We start from the raw sequence: 13,701 nt of genomic DNA on the forward strand, positions 1-13,701 counted from the left end.
CAGCTCACACCTGGCCGGGCAGCTCACACCTGGCCGGGCAGCTCACACCTGGCCGGGCAGCTCACACCTGGCCGGGCAGCTCACACCTGGCCGGGATAGAAGCCGTGCCGGGCGAGCGGACCGATCAACTGCGACTCCTCGTACGCGAAGTGCGACAGCAGGGTGTCGGTGAGCAGGTCGATCGCCTCGGTGATCGGGCCGTAGTCGGTGGGGTTGCGGGCCAGGTGCACCAGCGCCGCGTCGACCCCCTCCAGTACCTCGTGGATCGCCAGGTGCTCCTCGTGCAACCGGTCCAGTACCGCCGCCAGGTCCGGCTGACTGCGCCGCAGGTGCGGGAAGATGCCCTGGCTCTCCATGGTGTGGTGGGTCGCCACCGCCCGGCACTGCGCCTGGCAGACCCCGCCGAGGGTCCAGTCGTTGGCCCGGATCGTCATCATGTTGATCTCGTCGCGGGCGTCGCCGATCTCGGACGTGCCCTCCTTGACCTGCCGGAGGAGGTCACGTACCTGCCGAAGTTCCGCCCGGTAGTGGTCGTGCACGTCGACCAGGTGCCGGCCGGCGTACCGGCCCTGGTGGGTGAAGGTGACCTCGGGCGGCGGCTCGGGTGCGCTCGGCCGGGTCGACTCGTCCAGCACGCTCTTCGGGCTGAGCCGCTCGGTCGGCGGGGCGGTCGGCAGCACACCGGTCCGCCGGGTCAGCCAGTCGTTCTCGGTGGTCATGACCTGCCTTCACGATCGTCCGGGAGGTCTCGATTATCCGCCACGCCGATCCGGGTGATCATCCGCAGGGTCCTCGGCGTGACCGGCCCGACCGTCCCGCGAAACGCTCGGCGGCGGAGCGGCCGGGCGGCGACAGGCGGGAGACCGTGCCGAGGCGTACCCTGGTCGCGCCTCCGGCCCGCCGCAGCGAGCGGGCCGGCCCGGACCCCGGAGGATCATGTGGCGAGCTGGCGGGAGATCGAACAGGACGCCCCGGACTTCGCGGCGCGGGTCCGGGAACGCTTCTCGGCCGGCACCAACAAGACCATCGCCACGCTGCGCCGGGACGGCTCGCCCCGGATCAGCGCCTCGGAACTCGAGTTCGGCGACGGCGAGGTCACGCTCGGCATGATGGGCGGCTCGATGAAGCTGCTCGACGTGCGGCGGGACCCACGGATCGCCGTACACAGCCCGACAATCGAGCCGCCCGTGGACGCTCCGGAGAGCTGGCCGGGCGACGCCAAGCTGGCCGGCCGGGTCGTCGCGACCCCACCACCGGCCGACAACCCGCACGAGGGCGCCGGGTTCTTCCGGATCGACATCACCGAGCTGGTGCTGACGTACGTCGGTACGCCCGCCGACCATCTCGTGGTCGAGTCCTGGCACCCCGGCACCGGCTGGCGGCGGCGGACCCGGGACTGAGCCGACGGCTCCCCGCCGCATCCCGGGCCCGATCCGGGCACCGCCGCCCGGGCTCAGTCCGGTTGGCCGGACACCACTGTCCGGAGCGCCTCGATCAGGCTGGTCGTCCGGGGGTCCGGGGCCATCGTGACGCGCAGGCCGTTCATCACGTACCCGAAGGCGATGCCGCTGGCCGGCTCGGCATAGCCGAGCGAGCCCCCGTGCCCGGGGAAGCCGAAGGCGGTGGGCGACCACCAGGGCTGGTCCGGCAGGGGCAGGCCGAAGCCGAGCGCGGGTCGGGTCGGCACCATCAGCACCCGGTCGACGCCGCTGGCCTGTTCGGCGGTGGCGGCGGTGAGGGTGGCCGCGTCGAGGATCCGGATCCCGTCGACCTCGCCGATCAGGCCGGCGTAGAACCGGGCCAGCGACGACGCGGTGCAGATGCCGTTGACGGCGGGTATCTCGGCCGTCCAGGTCGCCGGGTCGGCGAGGTCCAGCGGCGGGTCGGTCACCGTCACCGACCGGACCACCAGGGAGGCCGGATCGGTGTACGAGGCGAAGACCTCGCGCATCTCCTCGGATAGCGCCTCGGGGCCGGTCGGAGCGGTGACCGGCTGCTCGACCAGCTGGCTGACCCGGTGTGCCTCGGTGGCGGGCAGGCCGATCCAGAAGTCCAGACCCAGCGGCTTGCCGATCTCGTCGGCGAAGTACGTGCCCAGGCTGCGGCCGGAGACCCGGCGCACCACCTCGCCGACGAGCCAGCCGTAGGTCAGCGAGTGGTAGCCGTGCGCCGTGCCCGGCTCCCAGACCGGTGCCTGGGCGGCCAGCGCCTCGACGACCGGGTGCCAGGCCAGCGCTTCCGCCTGCGGGAGCGGACGGTCGAGCACGGGCAGCCCCGCCTGGTGGGAAAGAAGCCAGCGGACCGGGATGCCGCCCTTGCCGGCCGCCGCGAACTCCGGCCAGTATTCGGCGACCGGGGCGTCGAGGTCGAGCTGTCCCCGTTGGGCGAGCAGGTGCGCGCAGGCCGCCGGCACGCTCTTGGTGGTGGAGTAGACGACCTGGAGGGTCTCCGCCCGCCAGGGTCGACCGGTGGTCGGATCGGCGGTGCCACCCCAGAGCCGCACCACCTCCCGGCCGTGCCGGTAGACGCTGACGGCCGCGCCGATCTCCGAGCGGTGCGCGAAGTTCGCCAGGAACGCCTCCCGGACCGGCTCGTAACCCGCTGCCACGGTGCCGCTGACCACGGACATCGCACTCTTCCCTTCCGAGGGGTCGGACCCGGGCGACGACCCGCCCGAGCACTCGCGTCAGGATATCCTGACATCGTCAGTCAGGGAACCCTGACACACATATGCTTACGGAATGGCGGAGGAAGTGGTCCCGGGGCACGCGAACCTGATCGGGTTCCGGCTACCGGACGGGACGCTGAGCACCGCCGCCACCCAGCCCGCCGGCACCGTCGGTTACCGGGCCCGGTGCTCCTGCGGTTGGGTCGGCACCGGCGACTATCCGGCCGCCGACGAGGGACGCTGGATGGCCACCTCGGAGTGGGGCGGGCACATCAGGCCGATCCTGGCCGCCACCCCGCCCGACTGGCTGCTGAACCGCTCCGACACCCTCCGGGACAACGTCGCCGAACTGGCCACGACCTGGCCGTTGCAGGCGCTCGGCATCCTCGCCGAGGTGGAACGCTGGCAACGGCCGCTGATCGAACGCGCCGTGGTGGCGGCCCGGGAGGCCGGGCTCTCCTGGGCCGAGATCGGCAACGCGCTCGGCATCAGCCGGCAGTCGGCGCACGAGCGGTTCCGCAACGTCGCACCGGCCAAGCCATCCACCTGACCGGTCACGGTGGTCGGCTGCGGTACGGCGGTCCGCCGCTTCCTCGCCTCAGGCACTCCGGGCGCGATCGTCAACGTCTCGTCGCACCAGGCCCAGCGACCGGTACCAGGCTGCCTGCCGTACGCGACGGCGAAGGCGGCGGTGGAGGGACTGACCCGGGCCCTCGCCGTCGAGTACGGCCGGTACGGCATCCGGGCCAACGCGGTCGCCCTCGGCTCGATCGCGACCGAGCGCTACACCGAACTGCTCGCCGGGCGCGATCCGGCCGGCGCCGAACGGATCGAACGGGACATGCGACGGCTGCACCCGATCGGTCGGGTCGGGCGTGCCGACGAGGTCGCCGGCACCGTCGCGTACCTGCTCTCGCCCGAGGCGAGCCTGCTCACCGGAGTGGTGCTGCCGGTCGACGGTGGACGGTCCGCGCTCGGCCTGGACCCCGAGGCACCCTAGGATCGGCCGAGCCTGGCCGCCCGCCGGAGGTCAGCCGGCCCGGGCCGCGCGCCACCGCCGGGTCGGGCGCTGCTGCGGGGCCAGCTCGTTATGTTGCTGCCGGGTCGGCTCGGTCACCGCTCCGCGCGGCTTCCCGGCCGGGACCGGCAACCAGCGCCGGAGCTGTGCCGCACGGCTGGCGGCGGCGTACGCCTCCTCCCGGAGACTGCGGGCCGCCGCCGCGGCGACCTCGGCGTCCCGCCACGCGGTCCGCTCCCGCTCCTCCGCCGTCCGGTACCCGGCCAGCAGACTGTCCCGAGCCACCCGACGGAGTACGATCTCCTGCTCGGCCGGATGCCGGCGCGGGTCCCAGCCGTTCCGGTTGGCCAGCGCGTCGCTCAGTTGCAGTACCGTCAACTCCTGCCGGGTGCAGGCCACCATCGCGGCGCGGTGCAGGAAGCGCTCCCGGTCGGCGTACTCGGCCGGGGTGCGCGGGGTGCGCGGCTCGGGCAGTACGGCGGCGGCACCGACCCGGCGGGCCGCGGCGTCCGCCGCCTCGTACGCCTGCCAGGTCGTCTCGACCGCCTCCTGCGCAGCCAGCCACCCGTCCCGGCGCCGCTGGGCGGTGACGGCCGACCGCTCGGCGGCGACCGCCACCTCCTCGGCGTACCGGTGCAGTTCCGAAGCCCGGGCCACCAGCCGCTCCCGGCGTCCCTCGGCGTCCCGGACCGCCACGTCGTAGCCGGATCCGTTGTCCCGATGGTCGGTGGCGGCGCCGCGCGGACGCACCACCAGCCAGATGCCCCCGGCCAGCGCGAGCCCGAGCAGTACGAGCCAGAGGGTGGTGGAGCGGATCACCTCGATCACGAAGTCGAACAGCAGATTTTCCATTACGGCACCTCACGGGGTGGACGATGCGGACGAGGAGTCGACGGGGCCGGACCGGACGCGGTCGGGCGCGACCGGTCCTCAGCCGAGCGGAGGTGCGCGGGGCCCGACCACCCGGGCGTGCGCGTTACCGGCCGGCCACACCCCGGCCGCCGCTCCGAGCACCGGCCGATCCGGCTGCCCACCGAGCAGGTCGGCCCGGACCAGCACCGTCGGCACCACCGGGCCGGTCGCGCCGGTCCGCTCGTCGGCCGCCACGGCGCCCTCGAACACCGTCGAGGGCTGCTCGGCCATCACGACGGTCGGCTCGACGGCGGCACCGGACGGCCCGTCGAGCGCGGCATGCGACCCGGTCCGCACGGCCGGCCCGGCTAGCACTGCGTCGGCACCGGCCCGGGCATCCTGCACAGTCGACTGTGCGGTGGCGGGGCGCGACTCGGTCGCCGTGACGGCCGGGCCGGAGAGTCCGGTCCGGGCTCCACCGGCGCCCAGCAGCAGGCCCATCAACACCAGGGCGGTCACGAACCGCACCGAGCGGCACGCTATCCACCACACGGGGCGGACCAGCGCGACGGAGAACACGCAACCCAAACTACCTCGGGTCACCTGAAACCGCTCGTCGAGCCGGAGCGGCCCCGGTCACCCCGACGGCACGGTCCGCTACATGGCCCCGGAACAGTTCGGCTCAGCGTCGGGGCCCGACCTCCGCCGCTGAGTCCGCGCGCCGTGGGGTGCCGGGCAACAGGTCCCGACCTCCGCCGCTGAGTCCGGGCGCCGTCGGGTGTCCGGGCAGCGGGTCCCGACCCGCCGCTGAGTCCGCGCGCCGTCCGGTGTCCGGGCAGCGGGTCCCGACGGGTTACGCCCTGAGCGGACCCGGCAGTTTCGGCTGGCCCGACGGGGTGTCAACGATCATGCTTGGCCGCATGGCGGAGCGGGGAATCGTGTTGTGGCTGCCGGGCGGCGGCTGGCGTGCCTGGTCGGACGAGGACGGCGCGGCGCTGGCCGGGCACGGGCTGACGGTGGTGCAGGGCCGCTACCGGCTGAGTTCCGAGGCCAGGTGGCCGGCGCAGCTCGACGACGTACGGGCGGCGGCGCGGGAGCCGCTGGCCCGAGCCCGGGCGGCCGGGCTGCCGTTCCTGGTGGCCGGTGACTCGGCCGGTGGCCACCTCGCCCTGCACCTCGCCCTGCGCGGGGTGCACGAGCCGGGCGACGTGGACGGCGTACTCGCCTTCTGGTCGCCGATCGATCCGCTGGACGAGGAGTTCCTCCGGGCACGTCGCGGGGACAACCCCTGGGAGGCGTTGCTGGGCCACCAACCGACGGCCGGTGACCCGGCGACCGTGGACGCGATCCCGAGCAGCCATCTCGGCAACCGGGTACCGGTGCTGCTGGCGCACGGTGTCGCGGACGCGGCCGTACCGGTCGGCCAGGCGGTCGCGCTCACCTCGGCGCTGCTCCGAGCCGGCCATCCGGTGCACTCGCTGGTCACGCACGGCGGTCACGCCCTGCCGCTCGACCGGCCCGACATCAGCGCCGTCGTCGCGGCCTTCCTCGACGCCAACCTGCCCGGCTGACCGTCCCGCGCGGGAGAGATCGCCCGGCCGGGCCGGCGCTCAGCCGAGCAGGGCTTCGAGCCGGGGTACCAGCTCCGCCGGTGCCGGCATCGCGGCCATCTCCCGGCGTACCTCGTCGGTGGCGGAGCCGAGCGCCGGGTCGCTGACCAGTCGAGCCAGCTCGGCGCCGGTGATCGCCCGTTCGGGTACGGCCAGCCCGGCACCTCGGGCCGCCACCAGCTCCGCGTTGTGCCGGCGGTCGCCCGGGCCGGGCACCACGAGCTGCGGTACGCCCGCCGCCAGCGCGCCGAGCACCGAACCCGCACCGCCGTGGTGCACCACCCCGGCACAGTGCGGCAGCGCCGCGTTGATCGGGATCCAGTCGACGGTACGGACGTTGCCCGGCAGCGGCCCGGACCGAAGTACCCGCCGGTCGGGGCGGACCAGCACGACGTCCGCGTCGACCCCGGCCGCGGCCCGGACCACGGCGCTCATCAGCGCCCCACCACCCGGGCCGGCCACCGTGCTGCGGCTGACCAGGATCCTCGGCCGCCCGCCCGGCTCCCGGAGCCACTCCGGCAGCTCACCGACCCCGGTGGCGGGTACGCCGCGCAGCGGCCAGCCGGCCCGCTCACCGACCACGCTGGGCGGGGCGACGGTCAGGATCGCGGCACTCGGGCGCAGGCTGCCGATCCCGCTACGCTGCTGTGCCCGGACCAGCCGGGCCGCGGTCACCCGGACCAGCTCGCCGCCGTCGAAGAGCGAGTTCTCGTGCAGTACCGCCGGCACGGATCGGCGGGCGGCGGCGAGCGCCCCGGCCACGGCCAGCGGTTCGTGCACGACGAGATCCGGCTGCCAGCGGTCGGCCAGGCTGACCAGTCCGTCGACCATCTGCTCGTTGGCCGCGCCGAAGAGCAGCCCCACACCCCGGGTACCGGCCCGGCCGGCCAACTCGGCGCGGGCGATCAACGGGTGGCGGAGCATGGTCCGCCGGGCGATCCGGTCGAACCGGAACCCGGGGGCGATGTCCTCGACCGGCAGCCCCGTCCGGCGTACGGCGAGCCCGTCGCCGCCGGTGGCCAGCAGCACCTCGTGACCGGCGTCCCGGAGCGCCTCGGCGAGCGGCACCAACGGAAACACGTGGCCGAGCAACGGCGCTGACACGAAGAGCACTCGCATGCGACCAGCCTAATGAGCGCGACGCCGCCGGTCCGCGCCGGCCGCCGCGACGAAGCCGGCGAGGCCGCGCTGCGCGGCAAGCGGGCGGGAGGCAGTGGCAGCCCTCGTTGGTACTGACCAATTCGTTTTCGCGGCGCCAACCTGCCACCGCCGCCAGCGACCGGAGTTCCCTTGCCGCGGCCGGGTTGTCTTTCCGGGATGGCTGGCACCCGCGCAGGCGCTTTACGCGGAGGACCCTGAGAAGCGAAACCCCAACAAGCCACGGGGTTCACCAGGGTGAGCAAACCACGGCAAACATGCACCAGGAGGAGGGCGCATGGAATTACGATTTCTCGGCAAGCAGACGCAGGGCGGTGGCTCACCGACTCTGTTCGCGACCGACCGCGACACCTACGTCGTGCAGGGCTGGAAGGTGCCGGGCCAGGAAACCAGCGTGGAGATTCCACACGAGCTGCTTCAGTACCTGGAGCCGGACACCGAGTTGGCGGTGCCGCTCCAGGACACGGGCCGGGGAAGCTACATTCTGTCCGGGACGGTGGTGGTCGACACCGAGGCACTGTCCCAGATGGACATACCGGGGCACGAGACCTCCGTTGAGGTCGGCAGGGTTCGAGGCGGAGGTGCGGATGAGACTGCTCACGGGTGAGGCGTTCGACGCACTCTTCCGCACGTTCGACCGCACGGCTTTCCACCTTGAGGTGCAGGACACCTACTACGCCTCGGAGGAGAGCGAGCCGCTCAGGCTGTTCCTGGAGGGCAAGCCGGATGACTTTGCCTGGCACCGGCCCTGGCTGGATCTGATGGCTGCGACCACAGCAGCAGGCCGCAGCGTTACCCGGGTCCGGGTCGTGACCGTGCCACACGTCGACTACGTACGCTGGGGCTGACGGTCGCGGAGTTGAACATCGCCGCCGGCGAGGACATCCGGTGGCTGCCCCGCCACCTGATCGACGGCATCTCCCTACCCCTCGACGACTTCTGGCTGTTCGACGACAACCGCGTCGTCTTCACCGTTTTCGAGCCGAGCGGCCAGTTCGTCGGGGGAGCAGAGACCACCGACCCCTACATCGTCGAGCGGTGCCGCAGCGTGCGGCAGCAGGTGTGGCAGCGGGCAATCCCGCACCTGGCATACGCCAACACCTAAGCAGCGCTCATTGTCGGCAACGGTTCACCAGGCACGCGAGGCACTGGGGCACAGGCTCCGGGACGTGCGGCGGGACGCTGGCCTGACCGGTAGACAGCTCGCCCTGCTTGCCGGTTGGGCCAGTTCCAAGGTCTCCAAGATCGAGTACGGCAAACAGACACCGACCGAGGACGACCTCCGGGTGTGGTGCGACCACTGCGGCACGCCCGAGCAGGTGCCAGACTTGATCGCCACGGTGCGGAACATCGAGGCCATGTACGTCGAGTGGCGACGAATGCTCCGCACCGGCACCAAGCGGCGGCAGGAAACCTCGCTGAGCATCGAGAGCCAAACCCGGCTGTTCCGCTGGTACGAGCCGATGCTGGTGCCGGGCATCCTGCACACCGCCGAGTACGCCGCCGCGGTGATGGCTCGGGTCATCGAGTTCTACCAGGTGCCCGACGACCTGGAGGCCGGTGTGGCGGTGCGGATGGAGCGGCAGCAGATCCTCTACCACGGCAACCACCGCTTTCACTTCGTCCTGGCCGAGCAGGCGCTCCGGACGCTGGTCGGGGATACGGCGGTCATGGCCGGACAGCTCGACCGACTGCTGACGGTGCTCTCCCTACCTCGCGTGCGACTGGGCGTCCTGCCAGCCGGTCATCTGTACCAGGTACCAAGCAACCAGTTCATTTTGTTCGACGACCGCCTGGTGCATGTCGAGGCGATCACGGCGGAACTGGCGATTACCCAACCCCGTGAGATCGCGCTGTACGTCAAAGCGTTCGACGCCCTGGCAGCGGGGGCGAAGTACGGGCAGGAGGCCAAGGACTTGGTGGCGGGGGCGTTGCTGCGCTGGCGGGGATGACGGTTCGTCCGCTGCTGGGGTGCCGCCGTCGGTGTCCGCCGCCTCCGGCACTCGCAGACGCGCCGCAGCCCACCGTCGGCCACTAGGTTGCCGCACCAGCTAGCTGACTGTGCTACCTTCTTCGCCGTGGATCAGGAGCGCCGTGGCCAGTGGCTGCGCGGGGTGCTCGACCTGTGCGTTCTCGCCCTACTGCACCGTCGGGAGTCCTACGGATACGAGTTGGCCCAGTCGCTCGACGCGAGCGGCATCGGCCCGATCCAGGGCGGCACCCTCTATCCGGTGCTGCTCCGGCTGCAACGGACCGGCCTGGTGAGCGCACAGTGGCGGGAGGGCGCCGCCGGCCCGGCCCGCAAGTACTACCGGATCACTCCGGCCGGCGCCGACACGTTACGCCGGACCGCCGTCGACTGGGACGCCTTCGCCAGCGGGGTGGGGACGGTCCTGCGGGAGGTGCAGACACGTTGAACTCCGACGGATGGCTTCAGGCGCTCGCCGGTGAGCTGCACCGGCGCGGCCTCGATCCGGACCTGTCCCGGCACGTGGTCGCCGAGGCCGCCACGCACCTGCGGGACAGCGGCGAGCCGCCGTTGCAGGTCTTCGGCCCGCCAGCGACGTACGCGACGGCCGTCGCGGAGAGCGTCGGCGCACCGCAGCCGGGCGGCGGCGTCGGGGTGGCCCGGGTGGCCATGCCGGTCCGGCCGCCGCACACCCCCGGCCCGGTCAGGTTGGAGGTGCGCGGCATCACCAAGCGCTACCGCCGACGCCCGGTGCTGACCAGCGTGGACCTGACCGTGCGAGCCGGCGAGATCGCCGCCGTGGTAGGTGCGAACGGCGCCGGCAAGAGCACCTTCCTGCGGATCTGTGCCGGCCTGCTCAGCCCGGACGCCGGCCGGGTCCGGGTGCACGGCACCCTCGGCTACTGCCCGCAGTCCGGCGGCACCGCCGACTTCCTCTATCCGGAGGAGCACTTCGTGCTGGTCGGTGCCGGGCGCGGGCTGCACCGGGCCGAGGCCCGGGCGGCCGGTCGGGCGCACGCCGGCGCGCTGGACTGGGAGCCGGCCGGCCGGACCCAGGCCCGGCACCTCTCCGGCGGTACCCGACAGAAGCTCAACCTGGTGATGGCCGCGCTCGGCGAGCCGGACGTGCTGCTGCTCGACGAGCCCTACCAGGGCTTCGACCGCGGCACCTATCTGGACTTCTGGCAGCAGCTCTGGCGGTGGCGCGCGGACGGTCGGGCGATCGTCGTGGTGACCCACCTGCTCAACCAACTCGACCGGGTCGACACCGTACTCGACCTGACCCCGGCCCGGGAGATGTCGGCATGACCAAGATCTGGACGGTGGCGGAGCTGGCCCTGCGCGAGGTAGCCCGCCGCCGGGGCGTACTGCTGATCCTGTTGGTGTTTCCACTGGCCTTCTACGCCAGCCGCCGGGACGAGCACACCGGCCAGTCGATCCGGTTCGTCTGTCTCGGGCTGAGCTGGGCGCTGAGCACCGCCGCGCTCTTCGCCGGGAGTGCCGCCCGGGGCATCGAGCCCCGGCTACGGCTCTCCGGCTATCGGGCGTACCACCTGCACCTGGGCCGGCTGCTGGCGCTCTGGACGGTCGGCGCGGTGCTGTCGGTGCCGTACTTCCTGCTGGTCCGCTTCGACCAGGACGACGTCCGGTACGGCGCCATCGCGCTGATCATGGCGTTGACGGTGGCCACCGCCGTCCCCTTCGGGCTGGCGCTGAGCGCGATCCTGCCCCGCGAGTTGGAGGGCACCCTGGTGCTGTTGATCGTGGTCGGGCTCCAGATGGTGATGGACCCGGCCGACACCGCCGCCCGGGCGCTGCCGTTCTGGTTCAGCCGCGAGATCGGCACGTACGCGATCGACCACACCGACAGCGGCTACCTGGCCCGCGGCCTGGTGCACGGGGTGACCCTGACCCTGGCGCTCACCGCGCTGGTGGCGATCGCCTCCGGCATCCGGCTGCGCCAGCGCCGGCACCTGAGGTTCGACTGAGCCCTCCGGCAGCCGTAGAGTTGTCCGGGTGATCCCGCTGGAGGCGGCTGCCGCCGCGTACGCGACCTGGATCACTCCTGACCTGCCGCTCTACGGTAACGACCACGAGCGCGCCGACTTCGCTCCCTGACCGGCCGGTTCCACCTCCGCCACCGGCCCGTCCCCCCGACACCCCTCCGGGAGCGATCCACCATGTCGTCGACCGTCGACACCTCCGCACTCGCCGTCCTGAAGACCCCACAGACCGCCCGGGTACTCGCGGCGAGCCTGCTCGGCCGGATCCCGCTCGGCGCGGCGCCACTTGCCCTGCTGGTCTTCGCCCGGGAGACGATGACGCTGACCCTGGCCGGGCTGCTGGTCGGGGCGTACACCGCCGGGATGGCGGTCGGGCAGCCGATGCTGGCCCGGCTCGCCGACCGCTGGCGGCAGCCACCGGTGCTCTGGCTGGCGGTCGCCGTCTCCAGCGCCGGCTTCGCGCTGGTCGCGGCGTCGCTGACCGGCCCGCTGACGGTAGGTGCCGCCGCGCTGGCCGGGCTCGGGGCGCCGCCGTTCGAGGCGTGCCTGCGGGTGCTCTGGCGGGACCTGCTGCCGGAGGAGCGGATCCATACCGCGTACACCCTGGACACCGCGACCCAGGAGCTGATCTTCGTGGTCGGGCCGGTGCTCACCCTCGGCGCCGTCGCCGGGTTCGGCCCGGCCGGCGGGTTGGCCACCGCCGCGCTCTGCCAGGCCGCCGGTACCGTCTGGTTCGGCACCGCCCCGGCGGTCCGCCGCTGGCGGGGCGTGCCGGCGGTACGGCACTGGGCCGGCCCGCTCCGCTCCGGCCCCCTGCGGGTGGTCCTCGGCGCGCTGGTGCTGATCGGTGCCGGCGTCGGCAGTGTGGCGGTGGCGGCGACCGGCTACGCCGAGGCGTCCGGCGGCCGGTCCTGGGCCGGCTGGCTGCTCGCCGCCCAGGCGGTCGGGGCGCTGACCGGCGGCCTGCTCTACGTCCGGTCCGGCACCGCCCGCCGGTACGGCACGCTGCCCCGCGCGGCGGCGCTGCTGGCGCTCGGCTACCTGCCGCTGCTGCTCACCCCGGCCCCGCCGGTCATGCTGGCGCTGATGGCGGTCAGCGGGCTGGCCCTGCCGCCGCTGCTCACCATCACCTTCGTCGGGATCGACGGGATCGCGCCGACCGGTACCGCCGCCGAGGCGTTCGCCTGGGCCGCCACCGCCTTCTCGGTGGGCAGCGCGCTCGGCGCGGCGGCGACCGGTCCGCTGCTGGACGGCACCGGCAGCGCCACCGCCGGGTTCGCCATCGCCCCGCTGACCATCGGACTCGCCTGGCTGGTCCTCGCCCTGGCCGCCCGGCGACCGGCGGCCACCCCGGCCGGGGCGTGAGCCGAGCCGCCCGATCGGGCGGCCGTGACTCCGAACCGCAAGTTTCAGGACGCGATCACCGAGGCGGTAGCGAGCGTGACCACCTCGGCTCCGGTGGAGTCCGTCGACTCGCCGGACGCCCCAACTCAGGTGATGGCGGCCGTGGACGGCACCGACGGGGGGACGGTACCCCTGGCACTCCTGCCGTAGTGATGGCCATCGAATCCGCAGTGACCCGTTTACACGAGTCGGAGCGGGTAGCCGGGCTGCCTGGCGGCCTCTGGCATGACGAAACCCCCGGACCCGGGTCTACACCCTGGGCCCGGGGGCTTTTCGTCGTTATAGGACTGGCCTCGTCGGGCCGGTTCCCCGGCCCGCTCGGCGCAGATCGACCGAGTGTTGTGGTCGTTAATGCCGTACGCCCGGACGGTAGGCGCCGCCCTGCCGGGGGGCCGCCAGTTCGGCCCGGTTCTCGACCGGGTTGTCGCGTGGGAGGCGCGGACCGGCGTCAGGCGTGCAACTTCGCCAGGCTGACGAACGCCCGCCAGGCGGCCGGGCCGAAGGTCAGCGTTCCGCCGTCCCGGTCCTTGGTGTCTCTGACCAGTACCCGGCCGGGAAGGTTGTCGGCCACCTCTACGCAGTTGCCGGCGTTGCTCCCAGAGCGGGACGACTTACGCCACTTCGGGGTCATGATCATCAAGAAGCACCCCGTCTAGCCGTTCGGCCATGTCGTCGGGCGGGATGCTCCGACCCGACTCGTAGTGGCCGACCTGAGAGCCACTGACGTGCACCGCAGCGCCCACGGCATCCTGAGACAGCCCTTGCTCCGTCCGAAGCTTGCGCAACAGATGACGAAACTCGTTCGTGTCGGCCAACTGCGCCCCTCCGTCCGGACGTAGGGCACGAGTGCCCTTAGTACATCTTCCGATACCGCAACGTCACGGTCCAGGGTGGAGGCAGACGGAGGAGCCATTACAGCGGCCCGCTTCAACATGCCGGGGGCGTGGCCCGCAGGATCCGCCCCGATGGTGGGTCATCTTTCCGTCAACGGGGGCGGTCGCTCGTACGGGACACGGGCG

Annotated in this window: 19 protein-coding genes; 12 read left to right on the forward strand and 7 right to left on the reverse strand. The window is 72.8% G+C overall.

All coding sequences use genetic code 11. From position 1 onward, the window contains the following. Positions 1-80: 80 nt before the first annotated feature. Positions 81-719 carry a hemerythrin domain-containing protein gene (locus Pma05_RS40695; protein ID WP_203862887.1) on the reverse strand — a complete coding sequence of 213 codons (639 nt, stop codon included), beginning with the start codon at positions 717-719 and terminating at the stop codon, positions 81-83. A gap of 219 nt (positions 720-938) precedes the next feature. Here Pma05_RS40695 and Pma05_RS40700 point away from each other — a divergent pair, with 219 nt between their 5' ends. Beyond that, complete coding sequence (locus tag Pma05_RS40700; RefSeq protein WP_203862888.1) at positions 939-1,400, forward strand: pyridoxamine 5'-phosphate oxidase family protein; 462 nt, start codon at positions 939-941, stop codon at positions 1,398-1,400. Positions 1,401-1,453: 53 nt separating this feature from the next. Here Pma05_RS40700 and Pma05_RS40705 read toward each other — a convergent pair whose 3' ends face one another. Next, positions 1,454-2,629: a serine hydrolase domain-containing protein gene (locus Pma05_RS40705; RefSeq protein WP_203862889.1), complete on the reverse strand. Its 1,176-nt coding sequence runs from the start codon at positions 2,627-2,629 to the stop codon at positions 1,454-1,456. Between the two features lie 112 nt (positions 2,630-2,741). Between Pma05_RS40705 and Pma05_RS40710 the strand changes: the two genes are divergently transcribed. Together Pma05_RS40710 and Pma05_RS40715 are read left to right on the forward strand one after the other, a co-directional pair. After that, on the forward strand, positions 2,742-3,218 hold the full coding sequence (locus Pma05_RS40710; protein ID WP_203862890.1) for a hypothetical protein: 477 nt from the start codon (positions 2,742-2,744) through the stop codon (positions 3,216-3,218). A gap of 9 nt (positions 3,219-3,227) precedes the next feature. Next, a complete protein-coding gene (locus tag Pma05_RS40715) occupies positions 3,228-3,668 on the forward strand; it encodes an SDR family oxidoreductase (RefSeq protein ID WP_203862891.1) in 441 nt (146 codons plus the stop codon). 30 nt (positions 3,669-3,698) lie between these two features. Here the strand turns inward: Pma05_RS40715 and Pma05_RS40720 are convergent, their stop codons facing one another. Further along, positions 3,699-4,538, reverse strand: coding sequence for a hypothetical protein (locus Pma05_RS40720; RefSeq protein ID WP_203862892.1), 840 nt, complete (start codon positions 4,536-4,538; stop codon positions 3,699-3,701). Positions 4,539-4,616: 78 nt separating this feature from the next. Next, entirely contained in the window at positions 4,617-5,066 is a 450-nt protein-coding gene (locus Pma05_RS40725; protein WP_203862893.1) for a hypothetical protein, read from the reverse strand. A gap of 392 nt (positions 5,067-5,458) precedes the next feature. Here Pma05_RS40725 and Pma05_RS40730 point away from each other — a divergent pair, with 392 nt between their 5' ends. Then, positions 5,459-6,109 carry an alpha/beta hydrolase gene (locus Pma05_RS40730; protein ID WP_203862894.1) on the forward strand — a complete coding sequence of 217 codons (651 nt, stop codon included), beginning with the start codon at positions 5,459-5,461 and terminating at the stop codon, positions 6,107-6,109. 39 nt (positions 6,110-6,148) lie between these two features. On the opposite strand, the gene Pma05_RS40735 is transcribed toward Pma05_RS40730, so the two are convergent. Then, positions 6,149-7,267, reverse strand: coding sequence for a nucleotide disphospho-sugar-binding domain-containing protein (locus Pma05_RS40735; protein ID WP_203862895.1), 1,119 nt, complete (start codon positions 7,265-7,267; stop codon positions 6,149-6,151). Positions 7,268-7,583: 316 nt separating this feature from the next. On the opposite strand from Pma05_RS40735, the gene Pma05_RS40740 reads away from it, so the two are divergent. The 8 genes from Pma05_RS40740 (at position 7,584) to Pma05_RS40770 (ending at position 12,643) form a co-directional block, all read left to right on the forward strand. Further along, entirely contained in the window at positions 7,584-7,913 is a 330-nt protein-coding gene (locus tag Pma05_RS40740) for a hypothetical protein (RefSeq protein WP_203862896.1), read from the forward strand. Then, positions 7,894-8,154 carry a DUF6879 family protein gene (locus Pma05_RS43230; RefSeq protein WP_239314159.1) on the forward strand — a complete coding sequence of 87 codons (261 nt, stop codon included), beginning with the start codon at positions 7,894-7,896 and terminating at the stop codon, positions 8,152-8,154. The genes Pma05_RS40740 and Pma05_RS43230 overlap by 20 nt, the downstream gene beginning before the upstream one ends. Before the next feature lie 11 nt (positions 8,155-8,165). Next, entirely contained in the window at positions 8,166-8,411 is a 246-nt protein-coding gene (locus Pma05_RS43235; protein WP_239314160.1) for a DUF6879 family protein, read from the forward strand. 10 nt (positions 8,412-8,421) lie between these two features. Then, the gene (locus Pma05_RS40750; protein WP_275414825.1) at positions 8,422-9,258 is read left to right on the forward strand and encodes a helix-turn-helix domain-containing protein; all 837 of its coding nucleotides are present in this window, start codon (positions 8,422-8,424) and stop codon (positions 9,256-9,258) included. Positions 9,259-9,384: 126 nt separating this feature from the next. Beyond that, the gene (locus Pma05_RS40755) at positions 9,385-9,723 is read left to right on the forward strand and encodes a PadR family transcriptional regulator (protein WP_203862898.1); all 339 of its coding nucleotides are present in this window, start codon (positions 9,385-9,387) and stop codon (positions 9,721-9,723) included. Beyond that, positions 9,720-10,583, forward strand: coding sequence for an ATP-binding cassette domain-containing protein (locus Pma05_RS40760; protein WP_203862899.1), 864 nt, complete (start codon positions 9,720-9,722; stop codon positions 10,581-10,583). The genes Pma05_RS40755 and Pma05_RS40760 overlap by 4 nt, the downstream gene beginning before the upstream one ends. Continuing rightward, positions 10,580-11,263, forward strand: coding sequence for an ABC transporter permease (locus Pma05_RS40765; RefSeq protein WP_203862900.1), 684 nt, complete (start codon positions 10,580-10,582; stop codon positions 11,261-11,263). The genes Pma05_RS40760 and Pma05_RS40765 overlap by 4 nt, the downstream gene beginning before the upstream one ends. Positions 11,264-11,455: 192 nt before the next feature. Further along, positions 11,456-12,643: an MFS transporter gene (locus Pma05_RS40770; RefSeq protein ID WP_203862901.1), complete on the forward strand. Its 1,188-nt coding sequence runs from the start codon at positions 11,456-11,458 to the stop codon at positions 12,641-12,643. 487 nt (positions 12,644-13,130) lie between these two features. On the opposite strand, the gene Pma05_RS40775 is transcribed toward Pma05_RS40770, so the two are convergent. Next, positions 13,131-13,313, reverse strand: a complete 183-nt coding sequence (locus Pma05_RS40775) for a DUF397 domain-containing protein (protein WP_203862903.1) — start codon at positions 13,311-13,313, stop codon at positions 13,131-13,133. Then, positions 13,294-13,497, reverse strand: coding sequence for a helix-turn-helix domain-containing protein (locus Pma05_RS44240; protein WP_203862902.1), 204 nt, complete (start codon positions 13,495-13,497; stop codon positions 13,294-13,296). The genes Pma05_RS40775 and Pma05_RS44240 overlap by 20 nt, the downstream gene beginning before the upstream one ends. Positions 13,498-13,701: the final 204 nt, after the last annotated feature.

This window comes from Plantactinospora mayteni (assembly GCF_016862935.1).
GTDB lineage: Bacteria > Actinomycetota > Actinomycetes > Mycobacteriales > Micromonosporaceae > Plantactinospora > Plantactinospora mayteni.

Excerpts from the sequence above, each read along its gene's own strand:
- Pma05_RS40710 (WP_203862890.1), top strand. The coding sequence starts at position 2,742 with ATGGCGGAGGAAGTGGTCCCGGGGCACGCGAACCTGATCGGGTTCCGG.
- Pma05_RS40730 (WP_203862894.1), top strand. The coding sequence starts at position 5,459 with ATGGCGGAGCGGGGAATCGTGTTGTGGCTGCCGGGCGGCGGCTGGCGT.
- Pma05_RS40765 (WP_203862900.1), top strand. The coding sequence starts at position 10,580 with ATGACCAAGATCTGGACGGTGGCGGAGCTGGCCCTGCGCGAGGTAGCC.
- Pma05_RS40740 (WP_203862896.1), top strand. The coding sequence starts at position 7,584 with ATGGAATTACGATTTCTCGGCAAGCAGACGCAGGGCGGTGGCTCACCG.
- Pma05_RS40775 (WP_203862903.1), bottom strand. The coding sequence starts at position 13,313 with ATGACCCCGAAGTGGCGTAAGTCGTCCCGCTCTGGGAGCAACGCCGGC.
- Pma05_RS43230 (WP_239314159.1), top strand. The coding sequence starts at position 7,894 with ATGAGACTGCTCACGGGTGAGGCGTTCGACGCACTCTTCCGCACGTTC.
- Pma05_RS40735 (WP_203862895.1), bottom strand. The coding sequence starts at position 7,267 with ATGCGAGTGCTCTTCGTGTCAGCGCCGTTGCTCGGCCACGTGTTTCCG.
- Pma05_RS40695 (WP_203862887.1), bottom strand. The coding sequence starts at position 719 with ATGACCACCGAGAACGACTGGCTGACCCGGCGGACCGGTGTGCTGCCG.
- Pma05_RS40770 (WP_203862901.1), top strand. The coding sequence starts at position 11,456 with ATGTCGTCGACCGTCGACACCTCCGCACTCGCCGTCCTGAAGACCCCA.
- Pma05_RS40705 (WP_203862889.1), bottom strand. The coding sequence starts at position 2,629 with ATGTCCGTGGTCAGCGGCACCGTGGCAGCGGGTTACGAGCCGGTCCGG.
- Pma05_RS40720 (WP_203862892.1), bottom strand. The coding sequence starts at position 4,538 with ATGGAAAATCTGCTGTTCGACTTCGTGATCGAGGTGATCCGCTCCACC.